Consider the following 20,623-nt stretch of genomic DNA (forward strand, 5'->3'; position numbering starts at 1 on the left):
GCTTCCGGTATGGACGTACTCGCAGGCTTGCTGGAGGGCCCGCGCGCGCGGGGAGCCTTCATGATCCGGGCGTGCTTCGAACCGCCCTGGTCGGTCCGCATCGCGGACGAAGCGCCGCTCTCGGTGATGATCATGGTCCGTGGCACTGCCTGGATCGTGCCCGAGGACGGGGCCGCGCCCCAGCTGATCCGCCCCGGCGACGTCGCCATCGCCCGCGGCCCCGACCACTACACCTGCGCCGACGACCCGGCGACGCGACCGCTCGCCGAGATCCAGCCGGGCGAGCGCTGCACGCCGCTGGGCGGCGCCCCGTTCGGGCAGTACAAGGATCTGGGTCTGCGGGCCTGGGGGCAGTCGCTCGACAGTCCTGTCGAGATGCTGATCGGGACCTATCAGGCGCGCGGCGAGATCACCGGACGGCTGCTCGACGCGCTGCCCCCGCTGCTCGTGCTGCCCACCGACGTGTGGGACTGCCCGCTCACCCCGCTGCTCGCCGACGAGATCGCCAAGGACGAGCCGGGCCAGGACGTCGTCCTCGACCGGCTGCTCGACCTGCTGATGATCGCCTCGCTGCGCGCCTGGTTCTCGCGGCCGGAGGCGGCGGCCCCCGCCTGGTACAAGGCGATGGGCGACCCGGTCGTGGGGCAGGCGATCCGGCTGCTCCAGGATGATCCGGCGCACCCCTGGACCATCGCCGCGCTCGCCGCGAAGGCGGGGGTCTCGCGGGCCGCGCTCGCCCGGCGGTTCACCGAACTCGTGGGCGAGCCGCCGATGGCGTATCTGACGGGCTGGCGGCTCGCGCTCGCCGCCGATCTGCTGCGGGACGGCGAGCAGACGATCGCCGCGATCGCCCGCCGCGTCGGGTACGGCAGCGCGTTCGCCCTGTCCAGCGCCTTCAAGCGGGTGTACGGGGTCAGCCCCCAGGAACACCGGTCGCGAGCGGCGTAGCGTGGCAGGCATGGTGTACGCCGAGCGGCCGTCCCGCGTGGCCGGCGCGGTGCTGTGGACCCGCACCGGCGCCGCCGACGCCCGGAGCGTGCGGCCCGTCCTGCCCGACGGCTGCATGGACCTGCTCTGGTCCGGCGGCAGGCTCCTGGTCGCGGGCCCTGACACCCGCGCGTACCACCCGGGTCCGGAGGCGGCCGCCGACCGTTACGTCGGCATCCGCTTCTACCCCGGCACCGCCCCCGCCTTCCTCGGTGTCCCCGCGCACGAACTGCGCGACCGGCGCGTCGAGTTGGCCGACCTGTGGCCGTCCGCCGAGGCGCGCAGGCTGACCGAGCGGATGGACGCGGCCCGGGACCCGGTGACCGCCCTGGAGTCCCTCGCCCTGGAGCGCGCGGGCCGCGCGGAGCCGCCGGACCCGCTGATCGCGTACGTCGTCAAGTCCCTTGAGGCGGGGCGGAGCATCGCGGCGACCGCCGCGGAGGCGGGCGTCAACACCCGCCTCCTGCACCGGCGTTCACTCGCCGCGTTCGGCTACGGCCCCAAGACCCTCGGCCGGGTGCTGCGACTGCAGCGCGCACTCGCCCTGGCCTGGGAAGGAGTGCCGTACGCGCAGACCGCGGCCGTCGCGGGCTTCGCCGACCAGGCCCATCTGGCCCGCGACGTCAAGGAGTTGACGGGAATGCCGCTGGGCGAACTACTGCGCGGACGCTAGAGGCGCGAACAGGTCCACGCCATTGCCATCCGGGTCCAGGACGGTCGCGTACCGCTGGCCCCACGCCGCGTCGAACGGCTTGAGCTCACTGCGATATCCGGCACCGGTCAGCTCCGCGAAGGCGGCGTCGACGCCCCCGGGTGTCTCGCAGTGGAAGGCGAGACCGATGCGGCCCGCGCCCTGCGGCGGCTCCCAGTCCTGGACGAACGAGCGGATCGTCTCCTCCGTGTCGAAGGCGATCCGCAGACCGCCCGGCAGTGCCGCCTCCACATGCGGTTGGCGGTCAGATCCGGCCGGGAAGTCGAGACCTAGGCGGCGGTAGAATTCAAGGGCGGCGGCCATGTCCGAGACGACGAGGCCGACGAGATCGAAGCGGGGCGTGATGTTCGTGTTCATGCCTCGCAGCGTAGGCAGCGGCCCCGGCCCCGGTCTTGAAGGAAACGGACGCCGCGCCACTCCTTGCCGCCGCCCGCTCACGGTCGTACATGTGCAGAGAAGGCACGTACGGGCCGACACGGGAGATGACCGACATGTGCGCCATGCCCACGGCGACCGCACCGAGCAAGTACCCGCCTAGCCCCGTACGCCTGGAGGCCGATTACGCCCCCGCGCTCTCCCGCTGGCTCTGGCTGGTGAAGTGGCTGCTCGCGATACCGCACTACGTCGTGCTGCTCTTCCTCTGGATCGGCTTCCTCCTGGTCACCGTCGTGGCGTTCTTCGCGGTCCTGATCACCGGCGGTTATCCGCGGGCGCTGTTCGACTTCAACGTCGGTGTGCTGCGCTGGAGTTGGCGCGTCGAGTACTACGCGTACGGATCGCTCGGCACCGACCGCTATCCGCCCTTCACCCTGCGGGACGTCCCCGACTATCCGGCCCACCTGGACATCGCGCACCCCGAGCACCTCTCCCGCGGCCTGGTCCTCGTCAAGAGCTGGCTGCTCGTCCTGCCCCAGCTCCTGGTGGCCGCGCTGATGTCGGGCGGCTACCGCTTCAACGGCGGGCTCGCCGGGCTCCTCGCCTTCTACGCCGGAGTCTCGCTGCTCTTCACGGGCCGCTACCCGCGGGGCATGTACGACCTCAACATGGGTCTGCACCGCTGGGTCGCGCGCGTCATGGCGTACGGCCTGCTGCTCACGGACGTGTATCCGCCGTACCGCCTCGATCAGGGGGAGCGGGAGCCCCTTGGCTGACTGTCCCGGTCCGCGAATCCTCGCTACGGTGGGAGCCATGGACTTGCCGAGCGACAACCGACTGGCGGCTGCCGTCGTGGCCCACCGAGGCCGTGTGCTGCTCGTGCGGCGCAGTGAGACGGAGCGATTCCTGCCTCGGGTGTGGGGCGTTCCCTGCGGGAAGCTCGATCCGGACGAGAGTCCGGGCGCGGGTGTGCTGCGGGAGCTCAAGGAGGAGACCGGGCTGCTCGGCGAGGTGCTGCGCAAGGTCGGCGAGTCGTCCTTCGTCAGCCGGTATCGCGGGCACGAGGTGAAGAACTGGCAGGACAACTTCCTTGTCAGACCGCTCACTTTCGACGTCTCGCTGCCGCTGCCCGACCAGGAGTACCGCTGGCTCGCCCCCGCCGACATCCGCACGGTCGAGATCGACGACTACAACCGGGACATCGTGGAGCAGGCGTTCAGCGCGACGGCGTTCAGCTCCTGGCGCTGATCAGTGCAAGGAGTGACTCCAGTTCGGCCAGATACTCCTTGACTTCCATCGGCCGTTTGGCGACCGCCTCCGCGCGGCCGCCCGCGTCGGCCTCCGCCTCGGCCTCGGCGAACACGTCCGTGTAGGTCCGCCGCCCCGACCCGGTCTCCAGGAACAGCGTCACCGTCGTCTCCGGCGCGGCGCACCACGCCCGGTGCAGCGCGTACGACGGAAGGCCGTAGCCGCTGCCCGCCGCGTACTCGGCGTTCTGCGTGAGCCGCAGCCGCGCGGGGCCCGCCGGTTCCAGGAGCCAGTGGCCCTCCTCGTCCGACAGGGACTCGCGGTACCAGGACGCCGCGAGCCCGCCGCCGCCCGCGTCCTCCACCGGCTCGTACAGCTCCATCCCCAGGGTGCCCCGCACCACGTAAGAGGCCAGCGGGGAACGGTGGTTGTGGATGTCCTCGCGGCCCGTCGCGCGGGTGCCCGGATGCCAGATGTGGGCGCGCAGCATGTGCCGCGGACCGCCGTCGACCAGGAGCAGCTTGTCGAAGCCGAGCACATGGCGGTACGAGAGGAGCGCGCAGCCCGCGGGGTCGCCGACGCCCGTCGCCAGCTCGCGCACCAGGGCCGGGAGCCGCTCGGGCGCGCCGAGCCGGGCGACGACCGTGCGCGCCGCCCGCACCAGGTCCTCCTCGGGCAGCCCCTCCAGGGTCCCTTCGAGCAGCCGCCGGGCCCCGTGCACATGCCGACCACCCATGGTCACTCCCCCTGGTCGCGAGCGCGCCGGAGGATCACCTACCCGGCTGATACATCCATACGGCATGTGCCCGCAGCGCCGAAAGGCCTTGATAGGTCATCCACATCGGGCGGCCGAGATCGTACCCGTCCCAGTTCCAGATGCCGTCGTCCTGCTGCCGCCACACCGCGCCCACCGCGCCCGACAGGAGCGAACGCCATGCCACCTCGCGGCCCTCGTCCGCGGCGATCTCCCAGGCGTCCGGCGTGAGCAGCGCCCGCACCATCCAGGCGGCGGTGAAGTGCCGTACGGCGAGGACCTCTTGGCGCCAGGAGTCGACGGGGTGCGGGCGGCGCACCTCCTCCTGGGTGTTGCGCAGGTCGGCGCAGTCCTCGTGGTCCGGGGCCGGGCAGGCGAGCAGCCAGCGGATGCCGTCCTCGCGGGCGGCCCGTGTGTTGCTGTCCTCGCCGAGCACCCGCGCCGCGCGGTCGAGCGCGACCACCGCCTGAGCGGTGTGCACCGAGGACGGGCGCGTGACGGGGGCGCGCAGGGCCGGGCCCCAGCAACGCCGGTGCTCCCGCTGGGGATCGGTGATCGTCCGGTCGACCAGCTCGGCCCGAAGGCGCGTCAGGGCGGGCGACTCCGGCGCGGCGCGCAGCAGCCCGCGCAGCATCGTCGTCACGACATGGGTCCTGCCGAGCCCGGACGGCTCGAGCTCCTCGGTGAAGCGTGCCGAGCACTGCGTCGCCTCCGCCGCGAGCCGCACCGGGTCCGCGCCCGCCCGCGCGAGCGCACCGAGCACAAGCGCGGTCACCTCGGGGCGCGGTGTGGAGCCCTGCGAGCGGGCCGCCCAGCCGCCGTCCGCGAGGCGCAGCCGCCACAGGGTCTCCACCAGTTCCGACGTACGCAACCGGCCGTCGGACAGGCCGAGTTCGAGCGCGATGTGCAGGCCGTACGCGGTGCCGGTCGGCGTGGGACGCACCGGCCGGGTCGGCTCGTCGAGCGCGTGGGCCCAGCCGGTGAGGCGGCCGCGCTCCGGGTCGTCGAAGCCGGCGAGCTCGGCGGTGAGCGTCGTGTGGGTGGCCGCCATGAGGTGCGTCAGCGGTCCGGGGGCGGGCGCGACGGCGGCGGGAGTACGGGGTTCAGGGACGCGGATGGTGGTGTCCGCCCCGGCCCTGGCCCGCATCAGCGCCGCCGCGAGCCAGGCGGCGACGCCCGTCCCGATGCCGCTGACCGCCGCGATGCCATAGCGGGCGGTGTCGCCGGACAGCGCGTCCGGCAACACGCCCACCAGGGACTGGAACACCGCGTACCCCGCCGCCGCGCAGCCGAAGCCGCCGAGCCAGCCCACGAAGCGGCCGGGGCGGGAGTCGTCGGGCGGGGGAGGAGGTGTGGCGGGCGGCCGCAACGGGCCGCGGCCCAGCCGCGGTTGTGACAAGGGGTGCTCCCTCCCCCCAAGGCGGCACGTGGTTCGTCGTTGATCCCAGTCTAGTGCTGAGTCACCCGGAAACCCCGGTGAAGGTGAACGCGAACTCCGCGGGAGCGGCGTGGAGTTCATGCGGGGGCAGTACGCCGGGCCCGCAGGACTGCGAACCGATGCCCTGCTGCCCGTGGTCGAGATGGACCCACACCGTGTCGCCGGGGACGAGATCCGTGCGGTGCCTGGCCGCGTCCAGCTGCTCCGTCGTCCAGCGCCGCGTCGTGAACCAGAACGCCGGATCGCCCTCGACGCGTACGCCGTCACCCGCGAAGGCGGTGCGCAGCTCGGCCCAACGGACGTCCGCGCGGGCGCCGTTCTCCTGCGGGCGGACATACGGGGTCTGCATCCGGTCGACCGGCATGAAGTGCCTGCCGATGACGGAGGCCGCCGCCGTGTCCGGATACGCCTCGCCGGGCCCGCCGCCGAACCAGTGCGCGTACCCGTACGCGGCGGGAAGCCCGAGCCGGACACCGAGCCGGGGCAGCGGCACCGGCCACTCGCCCTCGGGCGCCACGGAGACCGTGAGCCGCAGCCGGGAGCCGTCGGACGCCCAGCGGTACACGGTGCGCAGGCCGATGTCGCGCGCGGCGGGCGCCACGCGGGTGCGGACGGTGAGCGCGTCGTCGGTCAACTCGACGGCGTCCAGGCGGTGTTGCATGCGGTGCAGGCCGAGCTCGCGCCAGAGCACGCCGTTGCGCCGGTCGGACTGCCAGGACGCCCCGTCGTCGTTGTCGGTGGGGGCGCGCCAGACGTCCAGACGCGGGGCGGCCCGCAGCGGGATGGAGCCGAGGGTGTGCAGCTCGCCTGTGCGGGCGGCGAAGGTGCCGGGGCCCAGGGTGACGCGGCCGAGCATGACGGGGCCCGTGTCGGGCGTGGGGCGTGCTCCGGTCGCGGCGCGGGGCACGGGGCGTGCGGTGATGGGGAAGTCGGCCCGCGCGACGGCGTGATCGAGCTTCGTCCAGTTCGTCTCCACGCAGACCATCGCCGTGAGGTGCAGGCGTGTCTCGGCGTCACGGAACTCCAACGGCACGTCTGGGAGCTTGAGTTCGACGGATTCGCCCGCCGCCAGGTCCTTCGGTACGGCCAGTTCACCGCCCTCGCCAGCTTCGCCGTCACTTACGTACGTCCACTCGAAGGCCAGATGGGAGAGGTCGGCGAAGTCGTGCAGATTGGTGATCCGGACCGTCCCCGCAGCCCCGTCGTACGCGAAACGCACCGGCTGGATGACCGCCTTGTAGTCCGCAAGGCCCGGCGATGGCGTCCGGTCGGGGAAGAGCAGCCCGTCGCAGACGAAGTTCCCGTCGTGCAGCTCCTCGCCGAAGTCGCCGCCGTAGGCGAAGCCGAACTCCGGGTGTGCGATGCCGTGGTCGATCCACTCCCAGATGAAGCCGCCCTGGTTGCGCTCGTGCGCCTCGAAGAGCTTCTGGTACTCGCTCAGGCCACCGGGTCCGTTGCCCATCGCGTGCCCGTACTCGCAGAGAATGAAGGGCAGTTGACGGCGCGAGGCCGGTCCGTCGTCGTCCTCCTTGCGGCCGATCCGTTCGACCTCGGCGTGATCGGCGTACATCCGCGAGTACATGTCGGTGTCCGCGCAGGACCGGTCGCCCTCGTAGTGGATCAGGCGGTCGGCATCCCGCTCGCGGATCCAGCGGGCCATCGCCGTCAGGCCGCGGCCCGTGCCGCACTCGTTGCCCAGGGACCAGATGATCACCGAGGCATGGTTCTTGTCGCGCTCGACCATGCGGGCGGCGCGGTCCAGGAGGGCGGGCGTCCAGCGGTCGTCGTCGACGGGGTTGGCGCGCCAGTCCTGGACGGTGAAGCCGTGGGTCTCCAGATCGCACTCGTCGATGACCCACAGGCCCAGCTCGTCGCAGAGGTCGAGGAAGGCCGGGTGCGGCGGATAGTGGCTGGTGCGGACCGCGTTGATGTTGTGCTGCTTCATCAGGCGGATGTCGGCGCGCATCGTGGCGAGGTCGAGGGTGCGGCCCGTCTCCGGGTGGAACTCGTGCCGGTTCACGCCCCGGAACAGGATGCGGCGGCCGTTGACCTTGATGACACCGTCCTCGACGGCGACCGTGCGGAAGCCGATCCGCAGCGGGATCCGCTCGCCCGCCGTGGCGAGCACCCCGTCGTACAGGCGGGGCGTCTCGGCCGTCCACGGCTCGACGGCCACCGTCACTGCGTCGCCGGTCGCGACGTCGATCCCCAGCTCGGGCACGGTGACCCGCCCCGCCACGTCGGACGCGACCCGCAGCGTGCCCGTCCCCGCGCGATGGTCGTACGAGGCATGGGTGAAGAAGTCGAGCGCGCAGCCCTCGGGGCGGTGCAGCAGCGTCACGTCGCGGAAGATGCCCGGCAGCCACCACTGGTCCTGGTCCTCCAGGTAGGAACCGGACGACCACTGGTGGACCCGGACCGCGAGGACGTTGCCGGCGCGGCGCAGCAGCTGCCCCACGGCGAACTCGTGCGGAAGGCGGGACCCCTTGAACTCGCCGAGGTCCGTGCCGTTCAGCCAGACGCGGGCGCAGGACTCGACACCGTCGAAGCGGAGCACGTTCCCGCCGTCCGTGGGCCAGTCGTCCGGGAGGTCGAAGACGCGCAGGTGGTCGCCGGTGGGGTTCTCGGTCGGTACGCGGGGCGGGTCGACCGGGAAGGGATAGTTCACGTTGGTGTAGGCGGGCGAGCCGTGGCCCTGGAGCGCCCAGGTGCCGGGCACGGCGATGTCGTCCCAGGAGGCGGCGTCGTACCCGTCGGAGGCGAAGGAGTCGTCGGTGTCACCGGCGGTGGCGGAGAGGCGGAAGCGCCAACTGCCGTTCAGGGAGAGGGAGGCGGCGTCCGACCGCGCGTACCAGGCGCGGGGCGGGAGGCAGCCGGAACCGGGGGATACGTCCTCGAAATAGGGGAGATCCATGGTTTCCATCAGACAGCGGCGAGGCGGGGCCTCACAACACTCACGCGGCGGGGGTTGTTGGATTCTCGGCGAGCGGTTTGGACGAATGACGCGCTGGGTGCGGATTTCGTTGAATGAGGTTGCTCGCTCAGTGGAAATCATCTGAGGTATGGCACTCCGAGCGCGATATCGGTAGTGTCCCCGGCTGTGACCATCAGCCAGCCGTCCCCGTCCGCGACCCTGCCCGCCCAGCTCCCGCAGACCGGCCGCACCCGCCACAGCAGGCTGCGCGAGCAGGGCGGCCTTGAGCGTGCGGAGCTCGAAGCGATCCTCGACGCGGGATTCGTCTGCCACCTGGGCGTCGTCGTCGACGGCCACCCCATGGTGGTCCCCACCGTGTACGGCCGCGACGACACCCATCTGTATCTGCACGGCTCGGTCGCGAGCCGCAGCATGGCCGCCGACCCGGACGCCGAGATCTGTGTGACCGTGACCCATGTCGACGGCCTGATCCTGGCCCGCTCGGTCTTCGAGCACGGTGTGAACTACCGCAGCGCGATGATCTACGGCGTACCGCACAAGGTCACCGACCCGGAGCGGAAGCTGCGGGGCCTGCGGCTGCTGACCGAGCATGCGACGCCCGGCCAGTGGGACTACGCGCGGCGCCCGAGCCGCAAGGAACTCGCCGCGACGACCCTGCTCGCCCTGTCCCTCGAAGAGGCGTCCGTCAAGACGAGCGTGGGCCCGCCCGACGACGGCGAAGGACCGGACGCCGCGCTCGGAGTCTGGGCCGGAAACCTTCCCCTGACGGCCAGTTGGGGCACTCCGGTGCCGGACCCGGCGCTCGCCCCGGACATCGGGGTCCCGCCGCACATCGCGGAGCGCGGCGGGACCCGGCAGGGCTGAGCGGCCGGTCGGCTCAGGGCTGCACGGGGGCCTTGCAGCCGTGTGTCTCGGCCGACTTCTCAGCGAACGCCTTCAGGGCGGCGCGCTGGTAGGCGCGGTCGGCGGCGCTGGGCTTGTCCCGCTTGTCGCTGCCGTACGAGGGGGACCCGGAGCCCGGCGGCTCGATGGTGAACAGGGCGCGCTCGCCACCCTTCTCGCACTCCGCGCTCGCCCAGTACCCGCCGAACACGAGGGGTCCGGCCGGGGCCACGCCCAGCATGCGGTCCGGCTCCAGGTAGTCGTGGCGCTCCTGGTAGCCGTACCGCTCGTCCTGCGCGTATGGGCCGTAGTAGGCGCTGAGGCGGTACCGGCCGCTGATGTCCGACGAGGTCCGGGGTGCCGGCCGCCCTTCCGTGTCCACCGGCCCGGCGCCGAGGACGCACACCTCGAGCGGCGTCCCGCGACGTGCGCCCTCCCATGCCCAGGAGAGCGCGGAGCCGCGCGCCGGAACGCCCTCGCAGGACGCGGTGGCGTCGGCCAGCGGCACGTTCTCCTCCTCGTCCACCGGCAGCGGCACCGTGCGCGGGCGCTCGCCGAGTTCCGCGTCGCAGCCCCAGTGGTCGGAGGCGTTCGCCGCCGTGGCGGTGGCGATCCGGGCGAAGGCGGTGCGCCGGGCGGCGTCTTCGACGGTCGTCCCCTCGTCCTCGACGCCGACCGTGACGAGCAGCCCGCCGCGGCCGCGCGCGCAGTCGAGGAGGACTGCGGTGGTGGCACTGGCGTCGCCATCGTCGTCGGAGCCGGCGCTGAAGACGCTGTTCCACCCGTGGCCGAGCGTGGCAGGGGGCAACACGGTGCCCGCCTCCGGATACACCCCGTCGTACCGGCCGGTGAAGTCCTCGCGCCGTTGCTGCCGCGCGGCGAAGCTGTCGTCGTCCTTTACCCGCCGTTCCGGCACCGCGTGCACGTTGACCGTGACCGAGCCCTCTTCGACTTCGAGGGCCAGCGAGCACTCCACCCGCAGCGAGGCGTCGGCCAGTTCACCCTCCGAGCGGCCGTCGGTGTCGTCCTCGAACGGCCCGTCGCCAAGGACGTCACGCACTTCAGCGCCCGGCAGCACCCCGTCGCAGGCCTCGTCGATCTGGCGCTGCGCCACCCACCTGTCGTAGCCCCCGCCGAACCAGAACCACCCGCCCGCCAGCAGTGCGAGGGCGAGCACCGCCCCGGCCGCCACGGTCAGCTTCCGTCCCGCGCCGGACCGCCAGGTCAGCCCTGCCACTCCTCCACCTCTCCCATGATCTCGGTGTTCCGGCAGTGCGAACGCCGCGGCCAGCCGTCCGCTGCCGCCAGATAGCGGTCGAGTACGGCACGCGCCTGTGCGGAGAACCGCCGCCGGTCCTGCTTGTCGAGGACGACCGCGTCCTGGTGCTGGAAGTCGAAGGCCGGTACTACCGTGACGCGGTGATACGTAGGCCCGGCCTCGCAAGCCGACCGCGCCCAGAGCGCGAACTGCGGATCGTCGCCCGACTCCTCGATCCTCAACTGTCCTTCGCTGTCCGGCTTGTGGGTGCTTTGACTGCTCCCTGGTACGTAGCCGGAGCCGGCATGGCTCTCGTACGCACCGGCCGCGAGGATCCCCGACCAGCTCTCCGCGCTCGCCGCCTTGACCTTCCGCTCCTCGGCCCAGCCCGCGGTGTCGTCCCACTCGCCGCCGCAGGAGCCCGCGCGCTCGCTGTACGTCTTGTCGTTGCCGTCGAACCGCCAGCGGCCCGGCGAGAACTTCAGCGCCTTGGGCGAGAGCCAGTGGCAGAGCGCGGAGCCGTCGGCTGCCTTACGGACGTTCAGCGACTGCCCGCCACAGCCCTGTTTCCGGCTCACCCAGTCGGCTGCGCGTACCGCCGTACGGGACGCGTCGAGCCGTTCGCTCTTCGGCACGTCGTACGAGTTGTCGGCCGACGAGGGCAGATCCACGGACACCAGCAGGTCCTCGGACGGCCGGACCCGCCCGGTGAGCCCCTTCGGGCAGGAGGCCAGGAGGGTGGCCGACACCTGCTGGGGGCCGATCCCGTCCGTGCCGCCGGCGCCGCCGAGCGCGCTGCTCGGCAGCGGCACCGCGAAGCCGCCGCCGGGCGCGGCGGCCTGGCCCAGCACCGCCTCCGCCCGCACCCGAACCTGGGCCTCGTCCTCGCCCCACCGGACGGTGCAGTCGAGCAGCGCCCGGCTCTGCTGCCCCGGCCGCAGCATCGTGCCGTACTCGCGCAGCTCGCCCGCCGTGTCGTCCGGCAGCAGGTAGCCCACTCCTTCGGGGAGCAGGCCCGCGCAGGCATCCGCCAACTGCTCCTTGTCCGCGGCCAGTTGCTCGCTGTGCTCCATGGACCGCGACACGGCGATCCCCGTGCCCGCCACCGCGACGGCGAGCACCGTCACCCCGGCGACAAGCAGCCACGTACGCCTGCGGACGTCACGCAGCTTGGGCATGGCGCTCTCCCTCCCCGTGTACATGATCAGGAGAGCGACGCTATCAACCGGTGAGCATGCCCTGGGGCGAGGGCTAGAGGGCTAGTGGGCTATTGGGCTAGTGGAGTTTCAGCTTCCCGGACAGGAAGCTCTGCGCCACCCACTCGGGGGACTCGCCCAGGGCGAAGGCCCGCGCCTTGATGAGCGCGAGGGAGTCGCCGATCGAGCCGCCCGTCTGCTCGGACAGGGCGCCCGCCGCCTGGTGCACCGCGGCTCTGATGTCGGCGCCGCCGTACAGTCCGGGATCCGCGTCGGGGCCGAGGAGCACGCCCGCGGTCAGCGCCGCAGCGACCTCGTCCAGCGCCCCCGACCCGGCGAGGGCGGAGGGGGGATCGAAGACGGTCAGCGCGCCGATGCAGCGCGGCGGAACCGTCAGCGGCAGTGCGGCCACCGAGCTCAGGCCAAGGGCGGCGAGCCCGGAGCCGTAGCCGGGCCAGAGCTCCTCTATGGCGGCGCCGGACACATACACCGCGCTGCCGGCGCGGGCCGCTTCCCGTCCGGGGCCCGCGGTCAGGACGTACTCCAGATCCTGGGCGCCGCGCGAGGGCCGGTCCGATGCGGCGACCGCGAGCTGGCTCAGATCGTCGCCCATCAGCGTGAGCGCGGCGCTGGGGGTGCCGCAGGCCTCCGCGACCCCGGCCATGAACAAGGGGCGGTCGACGCTCGTGGCCTCCCGGCGCCCGGGGCCGTGGCCGTTCGCCCACTCCCGCACCCGGCGGGCATAGGACTCCTGGAGGCGGGCCGTGGTCAGATGCCGCTCGGCGACCGCGTGGTGCCGTGCGGCCATCGCCGAGTGGAACACACGGCCGGTCTCCAGGAAGCGCCGGTCATGGCGCTCGGCGGTCGCCGTCTCGCGCGCCGCGCGGTCGGCGGCACGAACGGCACGCTGCCAGGCGGCTTCGGCCTGGCCGTCGTCCGCGGACGACGAACTGCCTTCCATGGCCTTCATGTTCACCAGAATACGGCTCGCGGGGTCAGCCGCCGCCCGACTCGGCGACGTCTTCCATGAGGAGCACGACACCTCCGTTGTGCCCGTCGAACGGAGAGCAGATCACCGAGCAGTCGATGGTTCTGCCGATGCGGTTCACGGCGGGGATGGCGACCGGTCCCGACCGCTTCCCCGACGCGATGCACTCCCGGACGATCTGGCGCAGACCGTCGGTGGGCAGCCCGAAGTCAAGGGCGAAGAACTCCTGGTCGAGGACCTCGTCGGCCCGCAGCCCCCACAGGTCGATCGCGCCGCGGTTCCAGCTCCTGACCCGGCTGTCGGAAGAGAGGACCACCACGCCCGCCGCGATGCTGCTGACCACGCCCTCGAGGAAGGCGCGGGCCTCGTTCAGATCCGTGGAGCGCAGCCGCATCTCGTCGTTCATGGTCTCCAGTTCCTCGTTGCCGGACCGGAGTTCTTCGTTGGTGGTCTCCAGCTCCTCGTTCGTGGACTGGAGTTCTTCGTTGGTGGTCTCCAGCTCCTCGATGCTCGACTGGAGTTCCTCGTTGGTCGTCTCCAACTCCTCGTTGGTGGACTGGAGTTCCTCGTACGCGGTCTCCAGGTCCTCGCGCACCCGCTTGACCTCCGCCTTGAGCTGGGTCGAGAGGGTGACGTCCGTGAAGGTGATGTTGGTGGCGACCGGCAGTCCCTGTCCCCCGGAGATGGGCTGGATGACGATGTCGAAGTTCTGCACCTCGCTGCCGATGCGCCGCTCCGCCCCGTTCACCCGCATCGTCCGGCGCTCATGGGTGGCCTGGTCGATCAGGGAACGCAGTTCGGTGGGGCGGTAGGACAGCTCCAGGTCCTGGAAGGGGCGGCCGATGTCATGGGTCGTGAGGCCGAACTGGACACGGGCCTCGTTGTTGATCATGACGACGAGGCCGTCCTCGTCCAGGGCGACGGCGGCACCCGGAGCGGCGTCGAGGATCAGGTCGCGCAGCTGGCGGGTCCGCGAGACGGCCTGCATCTCGGCGCCCATGCCGGGGCGCATCTTCATGGGGATCGCGGGGTACGGCGGGGCGCTGCCGCCGGGACGGCGCCGGAAGATGCGCTGGCGGATGCTGAGCGCCTCGAACCGCTCGCCGTCGCTCAGCAGCATCTCGGCCTTGCCGAGGAAGAGATAGCGGCCCTCGCGCAGCGCGAAGTGGAAGCGGTCGACGATCTGGGTCTGCGCCTCGACGTTGAAGTACATCAGGGTGTTGCGGCAGACGAGCAGGTCAAGGCGGGAGATCGGGGCGTCCCGGGTGATGTCGTGCCGGCCGAAGATCACCCGGCGCCGCAGATCGGGGCGGAAGACGTAGTGACCGCCGTGCCGCTCGAAGTACTTGTCGCGCAGCTCGGTGGGGAGCGATTCGAGGTTCCTCGCCGGGTACTGGCCCGAGCGGGCTTCGCGCAGCGCCTCCTCGTCGACGTCCGTGGCGTAGATCTTGACGCGGTTCAGGCTCTCCTCGATGCCGAGCGCCTCGGCGAACATGATGGCCAGTGAGTACGCCTCCTCGCCGCTTGAGCAGCCCGCGCTCCACACCCGGATCTCCTCGTCGGGCCCCAGATCGGCGATCAGCTGGGGGACCACCTCACGCTGCAGGAGCTCCCAGGCGTCCGGGTCGCGGAACACCGAAGTGACGTTGATCAGGATCGTGTTGAAGAGCGTGCGGAACTCGACGGTGTCGGTCTCGAGCAGATCGCGGTAGTCCGCGTAGTCCTGTACGCCGACGTCGTCCATCCGCTTGCGGATGCGGCGGCCCAGGGTGGACCGCTTGTAGCCGGTGAAGTCGAAGCCCCGGGAGTCGCGGATGAAGCCGAGCAGGTCCTCCAGGCCCTGGTTGACGGCGACTTCGGGCACGGACCCGCGCTTGCCGCCGGCCTCCTGTTCGGTGCCGGTGCTCTGCTCGGGCGCTGCCCCGCTCCCGGCGCCGGACGACTTGCTCATCACTGCCTCTTGCTCTCGACGAGTCCGCGGACGGCCGCGGCGATTTCCTCTAGACGGAGTACGAAGTCGACGGACCCCGTGCCGACCGCCGCCGACGGCATCCCCGCGAACTGCGCGGTCTCGGGATCCTCGGCGATCACGGTGCCGCCGCGCGACTTGACCGCGTCCACGCCCATGGCGCCGTCCACACCGGTGCCGGTCAGCACACAGGCGATGGCCCGCGGCCCGTACGCGCCGGCCACCGACTCGAAGAGCAGATCGGCGGAGGGGCGCACGAAGTGCACGAGCTCGCTGTCCGACAGGGAAAGGACGCCCTCGGGGCTCACGAGGAGGTGCCGGTCGGGCGGTGCCAGATACACCGTCCCCGGGCGGATGCTCTCATGGTCCTCGGCCAGCTTGACGTCGAGTTCCGTGCGCCGGGAGAGGACCTCCGCCAGCAGCGTCCGGTGGCGTGGATCGAGGTGCTGGACCACGAGCACCGGCACCGGCAGATCGGGGCCGAGAGCGCCCAGGAGCGCGCCCAGACCCTGGATGCCGCCGGCGGACGACGCGACAGCCACGACGGCGTACTGACCTGATGTGTGCTGTTCGGACGTCATATGCCGAGCCTAGTCGCTGCGCGGCACACTGGCGGGTCCGCGCGGGGCGGCACGTCCTCTTGTCGCCGGTCATGGCATCTGCTTGACTCCGCCCGCCAGAACGCCAGATCGCCAACACACCGGCGGAGGTCGCCATGGAGATCACCCGCAGACGCCTGTTGTCCGCCCTCTCGGCGGCCGGTCTCCTGGCGGTGATCCCCTCAGTGCCGGTCTCCGCCGCCGAAGCCGCCGAGGACAGTGCCCGGCTCATCGCCAACACCGTGGCGGTCTTCGCCGGCACCGCCGAGTCCAACGCCCGCCCCGAGACGGCCGCCAAGCTCGCCGCCGTGGAGAAGACCGCGCGGACGAACCTGAAGTCGATGGACGACGCGGCCGACGGCGAGCTGTTCGCCGGTCTCGTGCTCGGCACCGACGAGACCAACCTCAACACGGCCTTCAAACGGCTGTACGAGATCGCCCTGGCGACCCGCACCCCGGGCACCCCCTCCGACCTCTACGGGAACACGGCCGTGCAGCGCCGTGTGATCGACGGACTCGGCTGGCTCCACGAGCGCCACTACGGCGACCAGGCCAAGGGCTACTACGGCAACTGGTTCCACTGGGAGATCGGCATCTCCCAGCACATCAGCAAGACCCTCGCGCTCCTCGTCGACGAGGTGCGGACCCACAGGCCCGGCCTCATCGCCACATACGTCGCCTCGATGGATGCCTACCTGCGCAACGGCATCGACGGGGACGTGAACCTCGACTCGCGCTTCCACACCGGCGCCAACCTCGCCGACATCACCACCAACCGGATCCTGCAGGGCGCGCTGCTGCCCGATGGCGGCGAGGCCCGCATCCGCAAGGCGCTCACCGACCAGCTGACGGTCTTCGTCACCATCGATCCGTACCACCTGAACCACGGGGTCACGGACGGCTACTACGCCGACGGCTCCTTCATCCAGCACGCCTCCGTCGCGTACACGGGTTCGTACGGCAAAGGCCTGCTCACCCGGGTCGTGCAGACGCTCAAGATCCTCGACGGCACGGGCTTCGCGCACGGCGATGAGCTGGTGCCGACCGTCCAGAAGTGGGTGCGCGACGGCTTCGCGCCGCTCGTCTTCGAGGGCTGGATGATGGAGATCGTCAAGGGACGCGCGGTGTCGCGTCCGGAGGGCGGCTACGCGGATGTCGCGGTCGTCGTCGAGGCCGTCGTCGACCTCTCCTCCCTCTCCACCGGCGCGGACGCCACCGCCCTGAAGAGCTACGTCAAGCACGTCCGGGCGACCTCGCGCACCGCCCTCAACCCCACCGGCTTCGTCTCCCCGGTCAGCATCGTCCGCTACGCCGACATCATCGGCGACGCCTCGGTGCCGCCCGCCGACCTCAACCCGGCGGCGCGCAGCGTCGCCTTCAACGCCATGGACAAGACCGTGCACCGCAGACCGGGTTACGCCTTCGCGCTTGCGCGCAGCTCCGGCCGGATCAGCAAGTACGAGTACATGAGCGGCGAGAACCTCATGCCGTGGTTCCAGGGCGACGGCGCCCACTACCTCTACCTCGCCGGGCAGGACCAGACCCAGGCGTACGGCGTCGACTACTTCACCACGGTCTCGCCGTACGGCCTCGCCGGTGTCACCGCGCCCGTCGAGCGGCGCCGCACCGTCCCCGAGCTGTACGGGAAGCCGTACTACGACAACCCCGGCCACCCCCTGAACTTCACCTCTTCCTCCGAGTCGCAGAACAAGTACGTCTACTTCCCGCGCGGCACCGAAGGGCACTCCGGCGGCGCCGTGCTCGGGGCGTACGGGGCCGTGGGGATGGTCCAGTCGAGCGATGTCGCCCACCGGGACCAGAAGCTGCTGCCCGATGACTTCGTGGTGTACCGCAACGCGACGGCGACGAAATCCTGGTTCCTGCTCGACGAGGAGATCGTGGTGCTCGCCGCGGGGGTCGGCGACGACGCGGGGCGTGCCGTGACGACGACGGTCGACGCGCGCACCGCGGCGCCGGACGACCAGGTGTCCGTCACGGGGATGCTGTGTGACGGCCGCCCATGGACCGGCGCGGGCACGGGCGACCTTGCCTGGCTGCGGTACGCCAACGCCACACAGCGCACCGCCGTCGGCTACGTCTTCCTGGACACCCCGAAGGTACGGGTCGCCCTCGACCAGGTGACCCGGAGCCGCCGGGTCGTGCGCACCGCGAACCCGGACACGCCCGTGACGCGCAACGTCCTGGGCGTGACGGTGGACGGCGCGGCCGGGGCCCAACCAGCGTGCCTGGCCTACGCGTTGGTGCCGAACGCGGCCGATGCGGCGCTGCGGTCGTACGGCTCGGGGCGACCGCTGAAGATCCTCGCGAACACGGTGCGGCTGCAGGCCGTCACGCACACGGGCCTCGGCCTGACGGCCGCGAACAGCTTCACCGCGGGGCGCCACGAGGCCGCCGGCGTACGGCTCGACGGCCCCTCCTCCGTGCTGGTGCGGCGCACCGGGCGCGGCGACGAGACCACGGTCGCCGTGTCCGACCCGACCATGGACCGGGACACGGTGAGCGTCCTGCTCCGCGGCCGCTCGCTGCGGGAGGTCACGGCCGACGACGGCGTACGCGTACGCCGCGTGCACGGCGGAACCCGCATCGACGTGCGGACCCGGCACGCGTACGGGCGGAGCTTCACGGTGCGGCTGCGCGGCTAGGAGTCGTCTGCGGTGACGGCCCCCACCGGGCACGCCCGGACCGCCTCACGCACCAGGGGGTCGCCGCCGCCGTCCTCGCGGCCTGGCAGCACCTCGCTCAAGCCGTCGTCGTCCTGGGTGAAGACGCTCGGCGCGGTGAGCGCGCACATGCCCGCGCCCACGCACCGTTCCTTGTCCACATGGACCCGCATGCTCATCTCCTGTCGGTCACCACGTCACGGGGAGTTCCAGCATCCCCTGGATGGTGTCGCCCGGCTTGAAGGGAATCTCCGCCGCGGGCACCGCGAGGCGCAGCTGTGGCATGCGCTCGAAGAGGCTCTGCAGGGCGATCTCCAGCTCGGCGCGGGCCAGGTTCTGGCCCAGACACTGGTGCACGCCGAAGCCGAAGGCGAGGTGGTGGCGGCTCTCGCGGCGGAAGTCGAGCTCCTCCGGGGTGTCGTAGGCCGCGGTGTCGCGGTTGATGAGGGACGTGGAGAAGACGACGCCGTCGTGCGCGCGGATGGTGTGGCCCGCGACGTCGATGTCCTCCTTCGCCACCCGCAGCATCCCTTCCGCGATGGACAGGAAGCGCAGCAGTTCCTCGACGGCGGCCGGCACCAGGGCCCGCTCGGCGCGGAGTTCGGCCAGCCGCTCCGGGTGCTGGAGGAGGGTGAACGTACCGAGGGAGATCATGTTCGCCGTGGTCTCGTGCCCCGCGACGAGCAGCAGCGTCGCCAGGCTGAGCAGCTCGCCGCGGTCCACGGCGCCCGCTGCGAGCTGCCGCTGGATCAGCTCGTCGAGCAGACCGTCGCCCGGCGTGCGCCGCTTGTGCTCGATCAAGTCGTCGAAGTAGGCGTCGAGTTCGTCCCGTGCCCGCTGTACGTCATCGGCGCGCGGGCCGCGCAGCAGCCGCCGGGACTGCCCCTCGAAGAAGTCGTGGTCCTCGTAGGGCACCCCGAGCAGGGCGCAGATCACCATGGACGGCATCGGCAGCGCGAACGCGCCGACCAGCTCGGCCGGCGGCCCCTGTTCGGCCATGGCGTCCAGGAGCCGGTCGGCGATCTCCTGGATCCGGGGCCGCAGCGCGGCGACGCGTTTGACCGAGAAGCTGGGGATCAGCATGCGGCGCTGGGCGTTGTGCAGAGGGTCGTCGACGCCGAGCAGGGCGATACGGCGGTTGCGGACCTGGGCGAAGCGTTCGGTCGGCGCGGGGAACGCCTCGTTCTCGCGGTCGCTGGAGAGCCGTGGATCGGCGAGCAGTTCGCGGGCGACACGCTGTCCGGTGACCGCCCAGACGGAACGCCCGTCGAAGAAGGTGACCCGGGAGAGCGGCCGCTCCTCGCGCAGCGGTTCGTAGGCCTCGGGCGGGTGGTAGGGGCAGGTGCGGTCTTGGGGGAAGGAGATGGATGTGGCTGCGGCTGAGTCCGTCATGGATGTACCTCACAAGCGGAGAGGCTCCCTTTTCCGGATCCCATTAGATGCCTGGGGCATCTAGTTCGTACACCGCAAGACAGGCCAGATGGGAGCGGTTTCGGCGGCTGCGGGTGGCCGGAATCGCTCCGTCCGCTCAACCTTCTTGCGTCCGTGACTCCGGGTGCACGCGGAGGCGTACGGGCGCGTCGCGGGGGCGTGTGGTCCGGGGGAGGGCTTGATGGGCGCGCAGGGCGGGCAGGGGTTCGTCAGTTCGTCCGCGCCCCCGTGAGGGCGACGGGGCCCTGACTGTCCCTCAGGAATGGCCCATCCCGTACGTCTTGAATCGCTACAGTCCCTCCATGCACATCCCCGCCTTCGTCGATATGCGACCCATTGGGCGATGCAATCTCAGTTGTCCCTTTTGCTTTGGTCCGCGGCATGAGATCCCCTCCATGTCCCGGGGCGACGCGCTCAAGGTCGCGGCCGCGCTGAAGGACGGAGGCGTGCGCGGCGTCGTCATTTCCGGGGGTGAACCGACCTTGCTCTCCTACCTCGACGAGCTCGCCGCGGTGCTGCGCGAACCCGACGCGGACGGCAGCCCCCCGAAGGTCGTCCTGAGCACCAACGGCCTCGCCCCGCTGCGGACGATGGAGCGGGTGCTGCCCAGCCTCTCCTGGATCGCGCTGCCCCTGGAGTCCGCCGACGCGGACGAGCACCGTGCGCTGCGCACCGGCGTCGCGCCGCACCGGGAGCGGATGCTCCGCCTGCTCGGCGAGGTGCGCAAGAACCACCGGCACGTCCACGTGAAGCTCGGCACGGTCGTGACCAGGGTGAATGTCGCGGGGGCGCCCCGTGTCCTGGACCTGATCAAGGACGCCTGCCTGCCCGATGTGTGGAAGGTGTACCAAATGTCCGAGACCAATTACGGTGCGGACAACCGGGACTGGCTCTCCCTCGGCGACGAGGAGTTCGAGGACGTGGTCCACCGGTGCGAGGACGCCGCCCGCGAGCGCGGTGTTGCCCTGCGCGTGTACCGCAACCGCACCCGTAAGGGCAGTTACTTCTTCATCGATCCCGACTGCGAGGTCGTCGTCATCGACGAGGGCGGCGAGCGGCGGCTCGGCAACTTCTTCGACCGGATCGCGGAGGGCTCCGACGAGTCGCCGGCCCCGGTCGAGGGATCAAGGAACACCGAGAATTTCACCGGCACTTACCCCGACGCATGAG

18 protein-coding genes are annotated in these 20,623 nt (G+C 71.4%); 7 read left to right on the top strand and 11 right to left on the bottom strand.

Translation table 11 applies throughout. The features are described from left to right. Positions 1–9 precede the first annotated feature (9 nt). The gene (locus OG453_RS29845) at positions 10–948 is read left to right on the top strand and encodes an AraC family transcriptional regulator (RefSeq protein WP_266871652.1); all 939 of its coding nucleotides are present in this window, start codon (positions 10–12) and stop codon (positions 946–948) included. A 10-nt stretch (positions 949–958) separates the two neighbouring features. After that, positions 959–1,660, top strand: a complete 702-nt coding sequence (locus OG453_RS29850) for a helix-turn-helix domain-containing protein (protein ID WP_266871654.1) — start codon at positions 959–961, stop codon at positions 1,658–1,660. Here OG453_RS29850 and OG453_RS29855 read toward each other — a convergent pair. Further along, on the bottom strand, positions 1,643–2,044 hold the full coding sequence (locus tag OG453_RS29855; RefSeq protein ID WP_266873175.1) for a VOC family protein: 402 nt from the start codon (positions 2,042–2,044) through the stop codon (positions 1,643–1,645). The two genes, OG453_RS29850 and OG453_RS29855, sit on opposite strands and share 18 nt — an antisense overlap. A gap of 146 nt (positions 2,045–2,190) precedes the next feature. Between OG453_RS29855 and OG453_RS29860 the strand changes: the two genes are divergently transcribed. Together OG453_RS29860 and OG453_RS29865 are read left to right on the top strand one after the other, a co-directional pair. Next, on the top strand, positions 2,191–2,850 hold the full coding sequence (locus tag OG453_RS29860) for a DUF4389 domain-containing protein (protein ID WP_266871655.1): 660 nt from the start codon (positions 2,191–2,193) through the stop codon (positions 2,848–2,850). 37 nt (positions 2,851–2,887) lie between these two features. After that, the gene (locus OG453_RS29865; RefSeq protein ID WP_266871656.1) at positions 2,888–3,322 is read left to right on the top strand and encodes an NUDIX hydrolase; all 435 of its coding nucleotides are present in this window, start codon (positions 2,888–2,890) and stop codon (positions 3,320–3,322) included. Here OG453_RS29865 and OG453_RS29870 read toward each other — a convergent pair. The 3 genes from OG453_RS29870 to OG453_RS29880 form a co-directional block, all read right to left on the bottom strand. Further along, positions 3,306–4,058: a hypothetical protein gene (locus OG453_RS29870; protein ID WP_266871657.1), complete on the bottom strand. Its 753-nt coding sequence runs from the start codon at positions 4,056–4,058 to the stop codon at positions 3,306–3,308. The genes OG453_RS29865 and OG453_RS29870 overlap by 17 nt on opposite strands. Positions 4,059–4,092: 34 nt before the next feature. Beyond that, the gene (locus tag OG453_RS29875) at positions 4,093–5,475 is read right to left on the bottom strand and encodes a hypothetical protein (RefSeq protein ID WP_266871658.1); all 1,383 of its coding nucleotides are present in this window, start codon (positions 5,473–5,475) and stop codon (positions 4,093–4,095) included. Between the two features lie 61 nt (positions 5,476–5,536). Continuing rightward, positions 5,537–8,428, bottom strand: a complete 2,892-nt coding sequence (locus OG453_RS29880; protein ID WP_266871659.1) for a glycoside hydrolase family 2 TIM barrel-domain containing protein — start codon at positions 8,426–8,428, stop codon at positions 5,537–5,539. Positions 8,429–8,614: 186 nt separating this feature from the next. Here OG453_RS29880 and OG453_RS29885 point away from each other — a divergent pair, with 186 nt between their 5' ends. Beyond that, positions 8,615–9,313, top strand: coding sequence for a pyridoxamine 5'-phosphate oxidase family protein (locus tag OG453_RS29885; protein ID WP_266871660.1), 699 nt, complete (start codon positions 8,615–8,617; stop codon positions 9,311–9,313). 13 nt (positions 9,314–9,326) lie between these two features. Here the strand turns inward: OG453_RS29885 and OG453_RS29890 are convergent, their stop codons facing one another. From OG453_RS29890 to OG453_RS29910, 5 genes are all read right to left on the bottom strand, one after another. Beyond that, positions 9,327–10,568, bottom strand: a complete 1,242-nt coding sequence (locus tag OG453_RS29890) for a hypothetical protein (protein WP_266871662.1) — start codon at positions 10,566–10,568, stop codon at positions 9,327–9,329. After that, positions 10,556–11,767: a hypothetical protein gene (locus OG453_RS29895; protein ID WP_266871663.1), complete on the bottom strand. Its 1,212-nt coding sequence runs from the start codon at positions 11,765–11,767 to the stop codon at positions 10,556–10,558. The genes OG453_RS29890 and OG453_RS29895 overlap by 13 nt, the downstream gene beginning before the upstream one ends. 97 nt (positions 11,768–11,864) lie before the next feature. After that, on the bottom strand, positions 11,865–12,755 hold the full coding sequence (locus OG453_RS29900) for a GAF domain-containing protein (RefSeq protein ID WP_266871664.1): 891 nt from the start codon (positions 12,753–12,755) through the stop codon (positions 11,865–11,867). A 25-nt stretch (positions 12,756–12,780) separates the two neighbouring features. Then, on the bottom strand, positions 12,781–14,724 hold the full coding sequence (locus OG453_RS29905; RefSeq protein ID WP_266871665.1) for a CheR family methyltransferase: 1,944 nt from the start codon (positions 14,722–14,724) through the stop codon (positions 12,781–12,783). Then, entirely contained in the window at positions 14,724–15,323 is a 600-nt protein-coding gene (locus OG453_RS29910) for a chemotaxis protein CheB (protein WP_266871666.1), read from the bottom strand. Before OG453_RS29910 ends, OG453_RS29905 begins: the two co-directional genes overlap by 1 nt. 134 nt (positions 15,324–15,457) lie before the next feature. Here OG453_RS29910 and OG453_RS29915 point away from each other — a divergent pair, with 134 nt between their 5' ends. Then, on the top strand, positions 15,458–18,004 hold the full coding sequence (locus OG453_RS29915) for a polysaccharide lyase family 8 super-sandwich domain-containing protein (RefSeq protein ID WP_266871667.1): 2,547 nt from the start codon (positions 15,458–15,460) through the stop codon (positions 18,002–18,004). Here the strand turns inward: OG453_RS29915 and OG453_RS29920 are convergent. Together OG453_RS29920 and OG453_RS29925 are read right to left on the bottom strand one after the other, a co-directional pair. After that, positions 18,001–18,195, bottom strand: coding sequence for a ferredoxin (locus OG453_RS29920; protein ID WP_266871668.1), 195 nt, complete (start codon positions 18,193–18,195; stop codon positions 18,001–18,003). The genes OG453_RS29915 and OG453_RS29920 overlap by 4 nt on opposite strands. 16 nt (positions 18,196–18,211) lie before the next feature. Further along, positions 18,212–19,414, bottom strand: coding sequence for a cytochrome P450 (locus OG453_RS29925; protein WP_266871670.1), 1,203 nt, complete (start codon positions 19,412–19,414; stop codon positions 18,212–18,214). 365 nt (positions 19,415–19,779) lie between these two features. Between OG453_RS29925 and OG453_RS29930 the strand changes: the two genes are divergently transcribed. Further along, entirely contained in the window at positions 19,780–20,622 is an 843-nt protein-coding gene (locus tag OG453_RS29930) for a radical SAM protein (protein ID WP_266873176.1), read from the top strand. Position 20,623 lies beyond the last annotated feature (1 nt).

The sequence above is a fragment of the Streptomyces sp. NBC_01381 genome (assembly GCF_026340305.1).
Lineage (GTDB): Bacteria > Actinomycetota > Actinomycetes > Streptomycetales > Streptomycetaceae > Streptomyces.